The sequence below is a fragment of the Methylomagnum sp. genome, assembly GCF_054333355.1.
Genome location: NZ_JBTEKS010000067.1, coordinates 1 through 15,351 on the forward strand (window position 1 = coordinate 1; position 15,351 = coordinate 15,351).

A 15,351-nucleotide genomic window follows, 5' to 3' on the forward strand; every position below is an offset into this window, starting at 1 on the left:
CTCGGTTTTGAAAACCGAGTCGGCCTTGGTCGCCGCCAGTGTCATTGGCGGGCATGAGTGCCTGCCCGTCCTACAAGAAATCACGGTGCCACCAGCGGCTCCTTGCTGGCGTCCGGCGCCAAACCGCCCTGCCCGCCCCGCGTCAGGGAGCTTCCATAGCTCAGGTCGCAGAGACATTGCGGGTCAGCTCGGCCAAATCCAATGGGGCGCTCGCCAGCTTGGCGATGGCCCCGCTCAGATCAAGCTGCGGCGGGCCGAGGTCGATGGCCCCGCTCACGCCATCCGGGGCGGCGGCTTGCACGACGTTGTAGCCGAACACGTCCCGCTGCACCGGCAGGGCTTGATCCCCGCCCACCCAGAACGTGCCGCCGCTGGGGATCAGGGCATCCACGTTGATGTTGATGTCGCCGCCCTTGGCATCCGGCGCGGCGGTGTTGGCCTGGATCAGCCCGGTTTTGCAGACGCAATTGGCCGCTCGCCGCCAGGTCCACCGTTCCGGCGCTGCCGGTGGACTCCGGCCCCACGGCGGTGTTGATCATTGATGTCGGCCCCCCGTCCCGCGCTCTGGGCGTAGGCGCGGAGGGCCATGCCGCTCAGTCCCAGCGGGGCGCGGTCGTCGCCCTCGGCGGTCTGGCAGGCGCTCAAGGTCAGCATCTCCACCGGGGTCTTTTGACGGGCCGAGGATTTCAGCAGCGACTCCAAGTACCCCACGGGCAATAAAAAAGCCCTTGCGCTTTCGCGCAAGGGCTTCATGAATTGGAGCCGGTGATAGGATTCGAACCCACGACCCGCGCATTACAAATAAGCAAAAAACCGAAAGCGGCGACATTCCACAACACATAAAATCAATTAGAATCATTGACTTAGGTTGGTTTTTCTGCCGTGACTGCCCGCCGTTTGTTGCCTGCTTTTGTCCCTGAGTGCCCCACCAGTGCCCCGTGGGGCAGTGGCATATTGCTTAACCGAGCCAAGCTAATTCGGAAACCACACCGTCCCCCGAATGCTGGCGGGTCAAAATTCAATCAAGCCCAAAATCATCAGCCGCGTTTTCGGGAAGTTCAGGCTCTTCGGATGACGGCTCGAAAATTCCGTCTGACTTGAACTGCTTTTGGTAGCCATTGGTATTTTCCTGCCAAAGCGAATACAGGGGCGGAACTAGGGCACCGTTGGTGCCGCTGAGATAGACCCATTTCACCGCCCGGCTAATCCCGACGAATAGCAGATGGTCCAACCGGTCGCGTAAGCGGCCATAGAATGAGCCTTGAACCAAACGCGGCAGAAAAACGCTGTCGAAGGTCAGCCCCTTGGCTTGATGGTAGGTCATAAGCTTCGGCAAGCGGTTACTGACATCGAGCGGGGCATTGAACCTGTGAACTTCAACCTCAATGCCCGCCGCTCTTAAACCCTGCGCGTATCCAAAAACTTGCCGCTGTTGCGGAAACAACACCGCGATGGTTTCGCCATAGTTCGTCAACCGAGTATTCATGGCTTGAATAAGGTTCTTTTGCTCTTCTCTGGGTGATTCGGCGAGAAAGAGCACAGGCATGGAGCGTTCCATTCGGGTATTCGCAGCCTGATTCAGAAACTCGGTGCGGCAGGTTTCGTCTCCCGTGGCACGATCAGCGTATCGTTCACGGCCCGCCCTTCGGGCGGATAAGGCAGTGGGGTTCCCTTCTCGATGAGCTTCAATTCGCCCGTTTGCGTCGAAATGAAAATGTCGTCTTGGGCGACTGGCTCGACAATGCCCCGGCCATTCGCGGCCAGGGCCAGAGCGTGCAGGCTGGCACCGCGTGCCACGGCCAGTTGGGAGTCGCGCCGGTCTTCATACTCAAGCAGCCGGGCACGGGGAAAGAACCGCCGCAGCGCTTCGACCACTTGGGGAATCAGCGAACTACCGCCGACCGCCAGCACGAGGTCCACGTCCATTTCATCCAGCTTGGCCCGTTCCAGCGCATCGGCCACGGGCGCGAAAATCGAGCATTCCAGCTGGTACTCGGTGCTGCGGGCGTATAGGTGGTCGGTATCCAGGAAGGGTGCCAGCAGTTGTTCGAACTGTTCGGCGTTGAGCGTGGGGTTGGCGAGTTGCAGGGTTCGCTGGGATTCCGGCAGTCGAAGGGTGACTTGGCCGGGATAGCGGGCGCTCACGTCCTTCGGCTCCTTTTCCTGGTAGCGACCAAATTGCTGCAAACGCCAAATTTCGCCGCTGAGTTGGATTTTCAGGCTTTCAGCGATGGCGATAAGAGCCGGGGTCAGAATGTTCCGTTTCTCGGCGTAGGACAGGTCGAACTCGTTCAGGTCATTTTGGGCGCATAGCTGCGGAATCAGCACGTTATGCAGGATGGCATGGTCGATGTCGCCGCCGCCCAAGCGGTGATAGCGGGAAACCGACCGGCTTGAGACGCGAACCGGCGTTTGGGCGGAAGGCTTTTCCAGGTCGAACAGGGCGATGTCGCAGGTTCCGCCCCCGTAATCGAAGACCAGCAAGCGCTGAACGCCCTTGATATGGGTCAACAGGTCGAGGTCGTAGAGGTAGGCATAGTCGATGAACGCCGCCACGGGTTCATCCAGCAAGCGCCCGCCGCTCACATCCAGACCGGCCAAGCGGCAGGCGGTTAGGGTCTCGTTGCGTTGCGCGGTTTGAAAGGACGCGGGCACGGTGACGACCACGTTGTCCGGGTTGGTCTCGGCCATGCCTTCCCGTTTCAGGTAGGCGAGGATTTTCCCGGCGATTTCGGTGGGGCTGCGGTAGCCCTCCGGGGCATTCGGGTAGGTGCGGGACGTGCCGATTTCGTTCTTGCAGTCGTGGTTTCAATCCACTCCCGGAAATTACTCCGGGAGAAGCCAAGTTATAAGATATTCCAGCTACTCCAGGCAACGCGGCCAATTTTCTGGCCCATCCCCGGCGTGGGTTGGGGAATCTCCATGGCTTCGGGTTCGGGCACGGTGGTTTCACCCGCCGGGAGGTCCACCCGGCATAAGGTGGAATTGGTGGTGCCTAGGTCGATGCCGTAGGCGGTGGTAGTAGATTTTTGGGCTTTAAAGTCGAGCACTTTCCCCTCCGTATTAATTCCCCGTGAGTTTCGCCTCGAATCTCGTGAATGATTCCGAGCGTCTTAACTTGCCCCAATCCGGTTCACCACTTGAAACAACCCTCACGGCATGAACGTGGTCGATATACCGCTGCCCCCTTGCATCGAAATGTTTGATTAAAGCCGCCTTCGGGTTCTTCTCCCTGTCAGGGTGCCTTACTTTCTTGATTTTGCAGGGATGAGCGGGGGTCGATAAGTATTCGGCGATTTTGCATTCATCCGCTAATAGCCAGCTTTCCAACTCTTGTTCGATGCAGATCAGATATACCGGCTGATTACCCCCAATACCGGCTTTCTCGATGGCCTGCAATAATGCCGCCCGCTCTTTGTACCGGCAGGGTTTGTTGTTCTTGTCCGGCCACGCTGGGCGCAAATCCCAGACAATCAATACCCGGTCGCAGCCATCATTGAGTAAGGCTGCCGCGACATTACCGGCTTCACGAAGCAAGTTGGCTTTGTTGTCCAGCGTACTCGAAACGTATTTGGCATCGGGAAGGAGTTTCCCGGCCAAGTATTCGCATACCTGTTTACCGCGCCTTGGGGGCCACATTCAAAGACTAAGCCGATTTTCATTTGCCAGTCCCCGACAAGCTACCCATGGTGTAGAGCTTGCCGGGGGCGAAATCCTTGGCCCACTGTTCGAGAGAGGCATCATTGCCGGGACGGCGGAAGCGGGGTTCGCCTTTGGCGTCCCGTTCGACTAGGACCAGATGGTCCAGGGTGAGTAAGTCCAGAAGATAAGGGGAATGTGTGGTGAGTATGACTTGGGTAATGCCGCTCAGGACGGCATTGCGGATTTCCTCGACGATTAAGTGAATGCTGCGCGGGTCGAGTCCGTTTTCTATCTCTTCCACCACGATCAGCGGCGGCGGGTTTGGGTGGCGCAGCAAGGCTAATAGGGCAAGTATCCGAAGCGTGCCGGTGGAGAGCATCCAGCCGGGTACTTTGAAATCGGCTTCGGTGAGTTGTAGCCATGCTTTGCGTTCCAGTTCCGATGTGACCGAAGGTTGTAAATCTCGGGCGTAGGGGAGAACGTAGCTCATGGTTTCGACGATGCCGTTGAAGGCATTTACGTCTAGTCGGCGGATGTCGAGCAGGTAATCGGCGATATTCGATCCGTCCTTAGCCAGCCGCACGCCGCCCCCGGTGCGTTGTTGGGGGACGGGTAGGCCCATATGTTCGGGGCTAAGCGCCAAAAATTGCCAGTCCCGCACATAAGCGACGACATTCTGAAATCCGCTCAAGGGTGCGGCCAGCGCGAGCATTGAGCGAACAGGATAAGGTTGATCTGGTCCGGGTTTATCCAATTCATAATGGATTCCACCGGATCGGGAAATGCGTTCCGCCGCGACAAAGATTTGATTTGCGGCTGGATCATTGTTGATTTCGAGGCTCAAACGGGCCGATTTATTGGGTGGGGTATCTTTTAGGGCGAACTCGAAGGCTAACGGATTAACCAATTTGCCCGCCCGCTCTTTGGCTTCCTGCCCTTTGTGCCGGACATGCTCGATACCTAGCCAACGCTGCATGGCTATATCCAGCCCATCGCGCACGATGCTTTGATAGGTTTCCAACGCTTCGATCAGGCTGGATTTGCCGACGCCGTTATTGCCGATAAACACGGTCAACGGGCCTAATTTGACCGTCTTGCTATCGACGATGGCTTTGAAGTTACGAACCCGGACGCTTTGGAGCCTCATCAAAAACGCCTCATTGTCATGGTCAGGGCTTGGCGGGTTTGGATTGGAACTACAGCCCCAAGCGCCGTTGTAATTCATCCAGGCCGACAGTTGGCGCGTGTTCCTCGGCGGCTTTGGCTTGGCGCAAGGCCAATAAGTCTTCCATATCGTCGAGATATTCCTTGAGTTGGTTGAATTCTTCGATGGGCAATACGGCAAATTCGGGTTTGCCGTGGCGGGTTAGGAATTCGGGGTGTAGTTGAATCATGGGATGGTTTCCTCAGCGGTAAGCCTCGCGCCGATGCAGGACGCGATAAATGATGATGCGGTCTTCGATGATTTCAAACAAGACGCGATAATCGCCAACCCGAAGGCGGTATTCGGGCGTGAAATTGGTTAGTCGTTTGATGTCGCCAGTCAGGCCATTTTGTAGCAAAGCGAGTTTTTGGATAAGCCGCATTTGGTCCGCTTTTGGGAGACTGGACAGGTCTTTTTCGGCGCGGGGTTTGAATTGGATATTCATTTAATCAACCCGCGTTCCACATCCCGGTAGGCATTGAGCGCGGCGATCTTGACGGGTTCGGCGACCAGTGGGAACGCGCCGAGGATATGGGCGAATTCGGCTTCGGTGAGGCCGTAGAGGTGGGCGATCAGGCCGTCGAGTTCGGCGCGTAGCTGTGCGCGTTCGGTGGAATCGGTGGCGCCGTCGCGGTGGGATTGCAAACCGGCTGCTTTCGCCAGGTCGTCGAATTCGGGCGTGGTGCAGGTGAGGCGGGCGGCGCGGGTGGCGATGGGGGCGAAAGCGGGGTCGGAGTTTGTCAGGCGGGGTAATGGCACTTGATAGACATAAAACATATTCAAGTGAGCAGTAATTTTCTGCCGCAATACCCAGTCTACAGAAAAGCTATTGAACGTACCAACTACAAAAAGCTTTTCTTTGTCCGTGAGGGAAGAATCATATTGCCAACCATCTTCAGCTATCTCAAAAGTGTAAGGCTGTAAAAGATTTATCGTATTTCCCGCACAAACCTCCCGTGGCAACAAAGCGCAAATCATGGACCGCTCGTCAGTGTTTCTAGCGATGTCCCGAAAACCAAAGCGATATTGCTGATAATCCAAGGGAATTTTATCCTGCCGCACAAGCTTATCTAGCTGCAATTCGCTTTCTATTCCCAACCGCTTAAATTGCTGACGGAAATTCCGGGCACGGGAAGAACGCAAATCGGCATCGACCTCGGACTGAATGACCCAGTATCTAGGCTTTTCAAATTCAGCCGTAAATTGATGGATCATTTTGCCTTCAAATAACGGCAACTGCCCTTCTCCTGGTTTGGTTTTGAATAGTCCTTTTTTATGATCGGTAGTCATATTAAACTCGCTCGTTAGCCGTAAATTCCACTTACCTTCGATCTTTTCTCCTAGCAATGGAAATTTCAGCATTTTTTCGGCAATCAGAATATCCACATTTGACTTGAACTCCATCACCGAATGGGAATCGGGCGATAATCGGCGGATCAATTCCACGGACAGAGGCAGGCCTATCTCACGGGGAAAGCCAGATAATTCCGCTACATCGTGCCGCATGAACATGGCCGGAAATTTCGCGGTTTGTCCGCCTTTCTCGAAGGTCATCACGACAAATTTGAAGCTTCTATGCACCCCTTCAAATATCTCACGGTTATTTTCAAAGCAAAACAGGCCGGTGACTTGGGTTTCACCAAACAGCATATCCCGTAATCCCTTGGCCCCGAGATCGGTATAAATCCCCGATGGAATCACAATCCCGCATTCCCCGCCGTCACGCAACAGGTTATAGCACTGCTCAACAAACAATAAATAAAGATTGATTTTTCCAGACGTTTGATTCTTAAATTGTGTGGCGGTTTTAAACCATTTTGAAACATGCGGAAAGCGGCTTGAATAGGCGAGCCAAGCATTTCTTATATCTGGTATAGACATAAAATTTGAGAAGTGCTTTTTCCAATCCTCTAACCGAAGCTTGTTCTTTTGTATTGAACCATCAAAATCTTGGAAAAATTCTTTTTCGTCCGTTTGAAAAACTTCCCACGGCGGATTGGTGATAATCGCATCAAACCCGCCCCGGCTGTGCAAAATCTCATCGAACTCAAACCCCCAATGAAACGGATGCAGCGCCTCAATATCAGCGGGCGTCAAATTGCGCTTCTTCGGCTTGCCCTCCTTGCCTTTATCCGCATCCCACGTTGCCTCCTCAAACTTAATCCCCGCCCGGTGCCACTCATCCAATAACAAATCATTCAAGGTCGTCTGCGCCTCGGCCTTATGCGCCTCAATATCCTGCTTGAGCGCCGACAAATCCATCCCATCCGCCCAAGCCACCGTATGCCGATAAGTTTCAATCTTGCGGTTCTTCGCCGCCAAAACCTCCCGGTAACTCTCGCGGAAAAGATCGGGCTGCTTCAAATCAAACTCTCTCGCCTCCACCCGCAACAACCCAATCAACGAATTCCCCGCCATAATATTGAAATCAATATTCGGCAACGGCTCCAACTGCTCCACCGTCTGCGCCGACGCCACCAGCGCCAGGAACAACCGCAGCTTGGCGATTTCCGTCGCCTCCTCCATCAAATCCACGCCGAACAGGTTATCCGTGATAATCGTCCGCTTAATGAAATAAGCCAAACTCTTATGCTCCGCCTCCCATGCCTTCAACTGCTGCGTCAAGCCCGGATCATTCAAAAACTTAATCCGCCCAATCACCGCCGAATACACATTAATCAGCGTCTTCATCGCCGCCACCAAAAACGCCCCCGACCCACAGGCCGGGTCGAGCAACGTCAGCTTCGGCAACACCTTATACAACAGTTCCCGACATATCCCCGCATCCAAATTCAACAGCAACTCCGCCAAACTCCCATACCGCCGGGCTGGGATATTCAATTCAGGCAAGGCGGGCTGATTGACCTTCTCCAAAATCAGCCGATGAATGGTCCGCTCACACAAATACTCGGTAATCTCCGGGCGGGTGTAATACGCCCCGAACGCCTTCTGGTTAATATATTTTTCAAAGATATACCCCAACACATCCGGGTTAATCTCATTATCCCGTCCACCGGGGGAATCATCGAGATTCCAAGAATAATGCCCGAACAAACCAAACAAATTCTCAAACGCCACATCGGGAATGCGAATGGCTGGCCCATACTCCCGCTCAATCTTATGCGGCAAAAACAACCCGCCATTCAAATAACGAATCTCCCCAATCAAACCACGGGCGGCGGCGCTGCGCTGATCCGGGGTTTTCGCGAAACCCTCGAAAAACAACGCTTGTAGAAACTCCGAGTAAAAGCGATCCGCCCCGCGCCCCCGGCTTTCCGCCAGCTTATCCACCAGATAATTGATATTCCCGCCATCCAAAAAATGCTTGCGCTGCAAGAACCACACAAACATCAAGCGGTTCATCAATACCGACGCATACCAACGCCGCTCCCGCTCGTCGGGAATCCCCTCAATCAACGCCACAAACTCCAAGCGTTGCGCGTCGTACTCCTTGAAAAACCGCTTGGTGACGCGCTCCACATCCAAGGCCGCTTTCATCCGCGCTACCAACTGAGCCAGCGGGAAAGCCCCGTGTTCGTCCAGTTCGTTGATGTCCACCACGATGCCGGAAATCTTCGAGATGAACAGGTCGCCCGGTTGGCCCTTCACGTACAGGTGCTCTCTCGGGAAGCGCTTGCTGCCCTCGCGCTTCACCCATAACCACAAGCTTTGGGTGGGTCGGTCGGCGTGGTCCACAAAGATCACCAGATTCTCATGGGCCAATTCCGCCAAGCGGCGCTGAATCTCGATGCGCTCCAAGCGCTCCGGCAAACCCGCCACCAGGAACGCCACCACGCCGGACAATTCGGCGATGGCGGTCGCCTGCCAACTGCGGTCGGGCCGCTCGATGGGAATGGCTTTCATGCCTTTGGGCCGGGACCAGCCGAGTTCTTCGATAAACAGGCGTTTGAAGTGAAGGATTGCAGGCAATCGCGGAGGCGTTCGATTTGTAGGTTATCCATGGGGCGCTTAGGGGTAGTGGCCCAGCCGATAAGGCTCAGGCCAGCATTTGCAAAAGGGTGGGATGCCAAACGGCAAGATCGATGTCGCCCAGCTTCCCGGCCAGTCGGGATTTATCCACACAACGGAGTTGGTCGAGCAGGATGCGGGCCGGGCGACCTTTGAACACCAGTTCCGGGCGACAGCCCAAAGGCTGGCCCTTACTGGTGAGGGGGGCGACGATCACCCTGGGTAGCGCCCTGTTCATGTCGTCGGGAGAAACGATCAAGGCCGGGCGCATTTTTTTGATTTCGGTGCCGATGGCTGGATCGAGATCGACCCAATGGACCTCGCCCCGTCGGATGTCCCGCGCTGGCTTCACCATTCCCATTCCTCGCTGTCGGCATCGGTGGCGGCGAGTCCTGCAAAAGCGTCCTCGTCCGCGTCCGCCTGATAGCCATCAAACCAGCCTTGCCGTTCAGAAACGGCGGGGGTGATGACGATGCGGCCCGCCTCGGCGGTCATGATTACCTCGTCTCCCAAGCCGCTCCGGCTCAACAGGGGCGCGGGTATCACCACGCATTTGGAACCGCCTACCGTCACAAGTTGGGTTTTCATAAACGCTGACTCCTGTGGTGAAACGCAAAACTGATAATGCCCGCTCAAACCAACCCCAGCGAGCAAATCAGCCGAGGCTCGCGGTGTGATGATTCATCTTCGACCACGCACAGCCGCCCGTCCTCGCGCAGTCCGAGCAGCAATTCAGCCAGCTTGTGGTCGTCGATTCCGGCTTTGAGTTGCCGGTTCAGGGTATCGGTCGCGGCCTGATACAAGGGGAAGCGGTAAAGTTCTTCCAAAGCGCGGTCAATATCCCGCACATAGGCATCGGTGGTGAACAGGTCGCGGCTGTTCCCCAACTTTTCGCGGTAGCGTTTCAAACGCTCATAGGCTTTGAAACGGGCACCAGAAGGACGGCCCAGCGCCCCGCCCATGGATTTTTCCTCGTCCAGAATATGCTGCATTCCCGCCGCCGTCAGCGTGTGGTGCCAGTCCGCACGCGGCAAGGCTTCGGTATTGGCCGCACACGCCGCCGCTTTCAGAATGGTCAGTTGCGATTGGGTCACGGAGTTGCCCTGTTCATCTATCCAGGCCAGGGCGTCATTGCCTTGGCCCGTCCGCAAGTAAACCAGCACGCCGCTGGGCGCTTCCGGGCTGGCTGCGTGGGCTTTGGTGGCATACGCCACATTCGGCAAGGCTTCGATTTTGGCGGTCAGCGACGGGTCGGCATCGGTGGCGTTCTTCCAAATCTGATAAGCGAACGAGGCCAAATCCACTTCGGTATCGCCGTCGTCATCGAGAATGCCGTTTTTCTCCGTGTACAGGTCGCGCAACGCCTCTTCGTTATGGTCGTCATCAAAAAAGGCTTCATCCGAACCGATGACCTCCTGGTTTTCCAGCAACCTTTGCCGGACGCGGGCACGTAACCGGATCAGCCTTTCCACCCCATCCGCTGGAACAAAGGAATAGCACAGAATTTGGTCCGAACGCTGGCCGATACGATCCACGCGCCCCGCTCGCTGGATCAAGCGGATAATCGCCCAGGGTAGGTCGTAATTGACGATGACTGCGCAGTCTTGAAGGTTCTGGCCTTCCGATAACACGTCGGTGGCGATCAATACCCGCAGCTCCTTATCGGCGGAAACCTGTTGGCGCTTGTTGTTCGATTCCGGCGAGAACCGCCACGCCACTTCGGTCGGGTCCAGGCTCTTGCCCGTGGCTTCCTCCACGCCTTGCACGCCGAACGCCGCAAGCTGGCTTTTCAGGTAACGGGCCGTATCGGCGAACTGGGTGAAGATCAACACCTTTTCCGCGCCATGCCGCTCAACCACCAGCTTGCGCAATTCGGCCAGCTTGGTGTCCCGCTCCGGGTTCCACGCCCCGCAGAAGTCCAACAGGCCAATCAGGGCGCGGGCATCTTGCAATAGATGCTTGGCGAGGGTCTTAGCGAACAGGGAACCGGGCAACCACTTGAAGCGTTTCTTGAATGGCCCCGCATAGGCCGTGTAAACCTCGGCGGCACGGGCGCGAAAATCGGTTTCCGTATGCAAGCCGTTGGTGAAGGATGACGGGCCGTTGCTGTCATCGGCGCTATCGTCCTCGTCGGCTTCAACCGCTTCCTCGGGGTCTTCATCGTAATAGCGGGAATCCAGCAGTTCCGCACCTTGGCTGCCAAGGGGAATATCCAACCCATTTTCCAGCGCATGAAGGAAAACGAAGTTGCGCAGGATGTGGCGCTCGATGGAAAGCAGGAACGCCGGTCCAGCACTTTCCAGCCGCTTGAATAAATTGGTCCGACAAAACCCCATCAGCCGGGTGCCCGCCCGCGACAGCCCGCTGATAAGGGTGGCTTGCTGTGGCGTCGGCGGGGTTTTAGGTTTGGGCGCGACGTAATTGCCTAGCCCGTAGCGGGGCAGGGTCAGCGCATTGATGGTGCTGACCACTTGCCCCGAATAAAACTGCCCGTAAGGGTCCGTCGGGTTCGTCTCGTCGATTTCAAACTTGATGCTGCGGGGAATCCGCGCCGGAAAATACGACTTCCGGCCATCAGCGAATTTCAGGTACTTGCGCTGGATTTCCGGGTCGTCAGCGGCGTAGTTCTGCATGATGAAGCCACGGGTTCGCCGCACCATGTAAAGCCGCATCAAATCGCGCCAATCGTCCGGGTCGGTGCTTTTCTCAAAAGCGGCCAGAGACCGGACGGGGCATTGATGGCGACGAACAAATTCATGTTCCCCTTGCAATAAACCGATATATTTTTCCGGGCGGATACCCAGGTCGGTATCGTCCCGCAGAAATAGGGAAAGCTGTGCGGAAAGGTCGAGATAGGTTTTGTTATAGGGCGTGGCGGACAGCAAAATACATAGGCTTTCGTTCCGCTCCATATATTCACGAATGATTTTATACCGTTTGCCTTCCTTGTTGCGTAAGTTATGGGATTCGTCGAGCAATACCACCCGGAAGCGTCTGGTTTTTTCCGGCAGTTCGCGAATCACCCTGGACAATGACATCACCTTGGCGTGAAGCTTGTAGGTATGGACATAATCCTCCCACATCGACACAAGGTTTTTGGGGCAGATAATCAAAGTCTCGGTGTGGTGATCGTCCTCAAAAATTTTGGCAAGCGCCGTCGCCATCATGGATTTTCCCAATCCCACCACGTCGCCGATTAACACACCACCCCGTTTGTTCAGATGATGCGCGGCGATCTTCACCGCCGCAATCTGGAAATCGAATAGGGAATCGCCAAAGATTTTGGGAATCTGAAACTCTGCGAGACCGACACGGGCTTCCTGTGCCAAGTGGTAGGCCATCTTGAGGTAAACATGGTAGGGCGGCACCAGTTTCTCCCCGGCCCAGCTTTCGTCGATGATGTCCGCCAACTCTTTCGAGATGTCGATACACCAGCGGTCCCGCCAGCGGTCTTCAAACCAGTTCGCCAGCTTCGTGCAAGCATCGCCGTCCAACACATCGAGGTTGAGTTCGCCTTGCTTGGCAAGCCCCGCCAGAGTGAGATTGCTGCTGCCCAGATAACCCACCGCCGGGTTGATGGGGTTTTGGCGGAAGAGCAGATAAAGCTTTGCGTGCAATGGGTGGCGAAGATAAACCTTCACGTAAAGTTTGTTGGCACGAAGCTGGTTCGAGAGTTGACGGAGGGCGATTTCGTCCTGGTTGGTGGGCACACCGAAAGTCAATTGCTCGCGGAGCTCTTGAGCGATGCGCCGCTTTTCCCGAATAGCGGTTTGATTGTCGAGTAGGTCTTCGTCATCCCCGCCCCGCAGGGATTTTCGTAATTCCTCGCTCGGGGTGATGTGCATACCGATCAACAGTCGGCAAGCGTGGCCGGTTCCTCCGGTCCACCGATCCACGTATTCACTCAAGGGATGCCAGCCCCGCAGGTTGAAATACCCGACGCAAAAGTCGGCCCGCTCGGCGACTTCCAGGGTATCGCGCAACGCTGGAAGCAACGAGGCTTCGATATTGTCGAAAATTCGAGGCATGGATTCCGTGGGACTAGCTTGCGAAGGGAGAGAAACGCGGCCAAGGTCCATGGTCATGGCTTGCATCCTGCAAATGAAGTTTAACAGCCTGTCAGCTTCAAGCTATACAGCGCCGCTATGATATAGATTCGTGTCAAGCGGTCAAAGGGCCGCAAAGCCAAACGGCCAACTCACATCGGCGACAGCTTTGGTAGAGAATGGAGATGGAAAAAATGAAAGGCAATTTCGCTTATATCCCCCGCTACGCTGACATGCCATTTATCACGCTTAGCATTTTAAATCAATCGGTTATATTGGTATTGGCAAGCACTTTTTGATTGAATATTCTGCATTTTATAAATGCGCCACCCAGATAATAAGAAAATCCGACTCACCCCCTCCCCCCATCGGATATACACACCGATAGCCATAAATTATTCTGACTTATTTTGATATTATCATTTGGTTTTCTAATGTTAAAACCAGCCACAGGGTCGATGCAAACATAAATGGCTTTAGGGAAGCGATTTTCATGCGCGGAAACTCTTATCCGCCTTGGTTGATCGAGCATGAAATCCCCCTCTTCGGTCAGAGCGCCCCGCCGTCCGGTTGATGTGCAAAAGTGCCTTATTCCTAGAATCCGATGGTATATCTATAAAGGACTCCATCCAATGGAGCTTAGCGCCAACAATTTCGCCTTTGTCAGAAGAAAGCTTCAAGCCCTTGCCAATCAAGGCTTGTGGCGGTTCCGATGCAATTTTTCATACTCCACGGAATGGAGCTAGCAAGCCCGAAAAATGGGCTGCTACTCCACCCAATGGAGCTATGAACTCCACAGAATGGGGTAGTCATTTTTTCTTGCTGGGCTTTTCAGTGGGTGGCTTCCACTTCAAGTATTTATTGGTCGGCGGTGCCCGACTAATCTCAAGCTCTTCGTCCGCATCCAAGGGCAAATGGGTGAGCCGATAGTAAGTACAAATCCTGCTTCCCATGGGGCCAAGCCCGCCTTGCCGGGTTTTTTCGATGAATCCCTTCTCTTGTAATTCCGCCAAGGCTTTAAATAACGAACTTTCCGCCCAGCCGCGTTTTTCCATTTGCGACGGCACCGCGCAGATTCGCCCGTTATTCCGTCCGTTGTATTGCCTCATCAAGTTGTGCCAAAGCTTGAATGCCACAAAACTCAGGCTGATAAAGGCGGGCGAATCGTTAAGAACATACGGAACCGGATAAAACCGCCCGCAATTTGCCCGGCCCTTGGCTTTTTTGGGAGTGTGCGCCATCAAAGCCACCCTTGGTCATCGGCGCACATTCCCGGCCTCCGCATCCATGCGGACACCACCGGCAATTCCCACTCCGGGCAGAGAAAGGAATGATGAGCGGGCATGGTTATTTGCCCGCGTTCTGCCGTTCCACACAGCGGAAAAATTCCGCCTCATCCACCAGCACGCGCCGTCCCGCACGCTTAAAGGCCGATTTGAAGCCGTTGGTCTCCGCGAAAAAGATCAAATGGCGCAGCCCGCCAATGGGGGGCCAGGGGTGGTATTTGTTCCAGTCGGGAACCGGAATTAGACGGGTAGCAGTGGCAGTCTCGGACATCGCTTAACCTCTCGCATTGTGTTGTACAAACTCCGGCGGTGTCGTGCCGGATTGCGGGTAGGCTAAGGGGCAGGTTCACAGCTATCGGATAGCGGCGATACCTGTGAAATAGGTGTGATTTAGGGCTATGTGGTCCTCTGGTTCCTCAATCTGCTTACGCGATTGGCGAAGGTGGGACGGTCGATGTCATGACAATTTCCCCGCGAATCCTCCCAAACCAGCTTATCCGGTGTGTGGTCCACTATCGTTCCGGTCGCATCGTTTAGCCCCATCTAATTGAATAAGTCGTCGGCGGTAAATGAAGAATCGGTGTTTCTTAAGGCCGCAAGGATCGCGGATTTAAGTCGGTCGGTGCGGGTTCGAGTTTTGCGGACAGTGGTTGCCATCGGCTTTTTGGGGCAGGCAGCAACCAAAGCACTCAGTCTCGGGTGGATTTCATCGCCCAATCCGCGCCCCCTCGCCCATTGGAGCCATTCCAGCGGCGCGGCTTCCTTGAGCGACCGCTCGGCGTGCTGGGTCAATTTCGTGATGCATTCGTTGAGGTCAACGAGCGGAATATTCATGAATGCGGGATTCGTGGGTTTGGCGTTCTCAAAAACCTGAGGATCAACGGAATACATCAGGCACGCGCCTTCTTTGGCGGTCCAATGAGGCAATTCGGCCCAATGTTTCCAATCCACGCTATTCCCCCGATTACGCAGTAATTCCGCCAGTCTCCAAACATAAGGCTCATTCACCGCAGCCTCGCAAGGATCGTGGAAACAAATGACTTGGTGACAGGATAGGGATTTCCTGAGTTTCTTTAGGTCATGCGGCGGATAGCTTGGGTAAACAGATGAGAAAAATTCTCCATAATGCTCCAACAAGGATTCTCCACAATGCGCCAACTCGCCGGGGCTGTAGGGGTTTGAAACAGATTTCCAGGCGATGTGC

16 protein-coding genes are annotated in these 15,351 nt (G+C 55.1%); all 16 read right to left on the bottom strand.

Features of this window, described 5'->3' with window-relative positions; translation table 11 throughout:
- Positions 1-160 precede the first annotated feature (160 nt).
- Positions 161-391 (bottom strand): hypothetical protein, encoded by a 231-nt coding sequence (locus ACXWUF_RS07560; RefSeq protein WP_458494061.1) that lies wholly within the window; start codon positions 389-391, stop codon positions 161-163.
- A gap of 53 nt (positions 392-444) precedes the next feature.
- Entirely contained in the window at positions 445-753 is a 309-nt protein-coding gene (locus tag ACXWUF_RS07565; protein WP_458494062.1) for a hypothetical protein, read from the bottom strand.
- Between the two features lie 265 nt (positions 754-1,018).
- Positions 1,019-1,546, bottom strand: coding sequence for a 3'-5' exonuclease (locus tag ACXWUF_RS07570; protein WP_458494063.1), 528 nt, complete (start codon positions 1,544-1,546; stop codon positions 1,019-1,021).
- Positions 1,547-1,578: 32 nt separating this feature from the next.
- Complete coding sequence (locus tag ACXWUF_RS07575) at positions 1,579-2,787, bottom strand: Hsp70 family protein (protein ID WP_458494076.1); 1,209 nt, start codon at positions 2,785-2,787, stop codon at positions 1,579-1,581.
- 59 nt (positions 2,788-2,846) lie between these two features.
- A complete protein-coding gene (locus tag ACXWUF_RS07580) occupies positions 2,847-3,050 on the bottom strand; it encodes a hypothetical protein (protein ID WP_458494064.1) in 204 nt (67 codons plus the stop codon).
- Between the two features lie 13 nt (positions 3,051-3,063).
- Complete coding sequence (locus tag ACXWUF_RS07585; RefSeq protein ID WP_458494065.1) at positions 3,064-3,600, bottom strand: DUF4276 family protein; 537 nt, start codon at positions 3,598-3,600, stop codon at positions 3,064-3,066.
- Positions 3,601-3,658: 58 nt separating this feature from the next.
- Positions 3,659-4,789: an AAA family ATPase gene (locus ACXWUF_RS07590; protein ID WP_458494066.1), complete on the bottom strand. Its 1,131-nt coding sequence runs from the start codon at positions 4,787-4,789 to the stop codon at positions 3,659-3,661.
- A gap of 49 nt (positions 4,790-4,838) precedes the next feature.
- Positions 4,839-5,036: a type II toxin-antitoxin system Phd/YefM family antitoxin gene (locus tag ACXWUF_RS07595; RefSeq protein ID WP_458494067.1), complete on the bottom strand. Its 198-nt coding sequence runs from the start codon at positions 5,034-5,036 to the stop codon at positions 4,839-4,841.
- Between the two features lie 12 nt (positions 5,037-5,048).
- Positions 5,049-5,291: a type II toxin-antitoxin system RelE family toxin gene (locus ACXWUF_RS07600; RefSeq protein ID WP_458494068.1), complete on the bottom strand. Its 243-nt coding sequence runs from the start codon at positions 5,289-5,291 to the stop codon at positions 5,049-5,051.
- Complete coding sequence (locus ACXWUF_RS07605) at positions 5,288-8,500, bottom strand: Eco57I restriction-modification methylase domain-containing protein (protein ID WP_458494069.1); 3,213 nt, start codon at positions 8,498-8,500, stop codon at positions 5,288-5,290. Before ACXWUF_RS07605 ends, ACXWUF_RS07600 begins: the two co-directional genes overlap by 4 nt.
- A gap of 343 nt (positions 8,501-8,843) precedes the next feature.
- Positions 8,844-9,170 carry a type II toxin-antitoxin system PemK/MazF family toxin gene (locus tag ACXWUF_RS07610; protein ID WP_458494070.1) on the bottom strand — a complete coding sequence of 109 codons (327 nt, stop codon included), beginning with the start codon at positions 9,168-9,170 and terminating at the stop codon, positions 8,844-8,846.
- A complete protein-coding gene (locus ACXWUF_RS07615) occupies positions 9,164-9,403 on the bottom strand; it encodes an AbrB/MazE/SpoVT family DNA-binding domain-containing protein (protein WP_458494071.1) in 240 nt (79 codons plus the stop codon). Before ACXWUF_RS07615 ends, ACXWUF_RS07610 begins: the two co-directional genes overlap by 7 nt.
- Before the next feature lie 44 nt (positions 9,404-9,447).
- Positions 9,448-12,843, bottom strand: a complete 3,396-nt coding sequence (locus ACXWUF_RS07620; protein WP_458494072.1) for a helicase-related protein — start codon at positions 12,841-12,843, stop codon at positions 9,448-9,450.
- 827 nt (positions 12,844-13,670) lie between these two features.
- The gene (locus ACXWUF_RS07625; RefSeq protein WP_458499018.1) at positions 13,671-13,916 is read right to left on the bottom strand and encodes a hypothetical protein; all 246 of its coding nucleotides are present in this window, start codon (positions 13,914-13,916) and stop codon (positions 13,671-13,673) included.
- Between the two features lie 292 nt (positions 13,917-14,208).
- Positions 14,209-14,418, bottom strand: a complete 210-nt coding sequence (locus ACXWUF_RS07630) for a hypothetical protein (RefSeq protein ID WP_458494074.1) — start codon at positions 14,416-14,418, stop codon at positions 14,209-14,211.
- Between the two features lie 272 nt (positions 14,419-14,690).
- Positions 14,691-15,351: hypothetical protein (locus tag ACXWUF_RS07635; protein ID WP_458494075.1), on the bottom strand; the 661-nt coding region annotated here is incomplete at its 5' end.

Bases quoted from the DNA above. Each gene is read 5' to 3' on its own strand.
- ACXWUF_RS07565 (WP_458494062.1), bottom strand. From the start codon at position 753: ATGAAGCCCTTGCGCGAAAGCGCAAGGGCTTTTTTATTGCCCGTGGGG.
- ACXWUF_RS07570 (WP_458494063.1), bottom strand. From the start codon at position 1,546: ATGCCTGTGCTCTTTCTCGCCGAATCACCCAGAGAAGAGCAAAAGAAC.
- ACXWUF_RS07590 (WP_458494066.1), bottom strand. From the start codon at position 4,789: ATGAGGCTCCAAAGCGTCCGGGTTCGTAACTTCAAAGCCATCGTCGAT.
- ACXWUF_RS07595 (WP_458494067.1), bottom strand. From the start codon at position 5,036: ATGATTCAACTACACCCCGAATTCCTAACCCGCCACGGCAAACCCGAA.
- ACXWUF_RS07600 (WP_458494068.1), bottom strand. From the start codon at position 5,291: ATGAATATCCAATTCAAACCCCGCGCCGAAAAAGACCTGTCCAGTCTC.
- ACXWUF_RS07610 (WP_458494070.1), bottom strand. From the start codon at position 9,170: ATGGTGAAGCCAGCGCGGGACATCCGACGGGGCGAGGTCCATTGGGTC.
- ACXWUF_RS07615 (WP_458494071.1), bottom strand. From the start codon at position 9,403: ATGAAAACCCAACTTGTGACGGTAGGCGGTTCCAAATGCGTGGTGATA.
- ACXWUF_RS07620 (WP_458494072.1), bottom strand. From the start codon at position 12,843: ATGCCTCGAATTTTCGACAATATCGAAGCCTCGTTGCTTCCAGCGTTG.
- ACXWUF_RS07625 (WP_458499018.1), bottom strand. From the start codon at position 13,916: ATGGAAAAACGCGGCTGGGCGGAAAGTTCGTTATTTAAAGCCTTGGCG.
- ACXWUF_RS07630 (WP_458494074.1), bottom strand. From the start codon at position 14,418: ATGTCCGAGACTGCCACTGCTACCCGTCTAATTCCGGTTCCCGACTGG.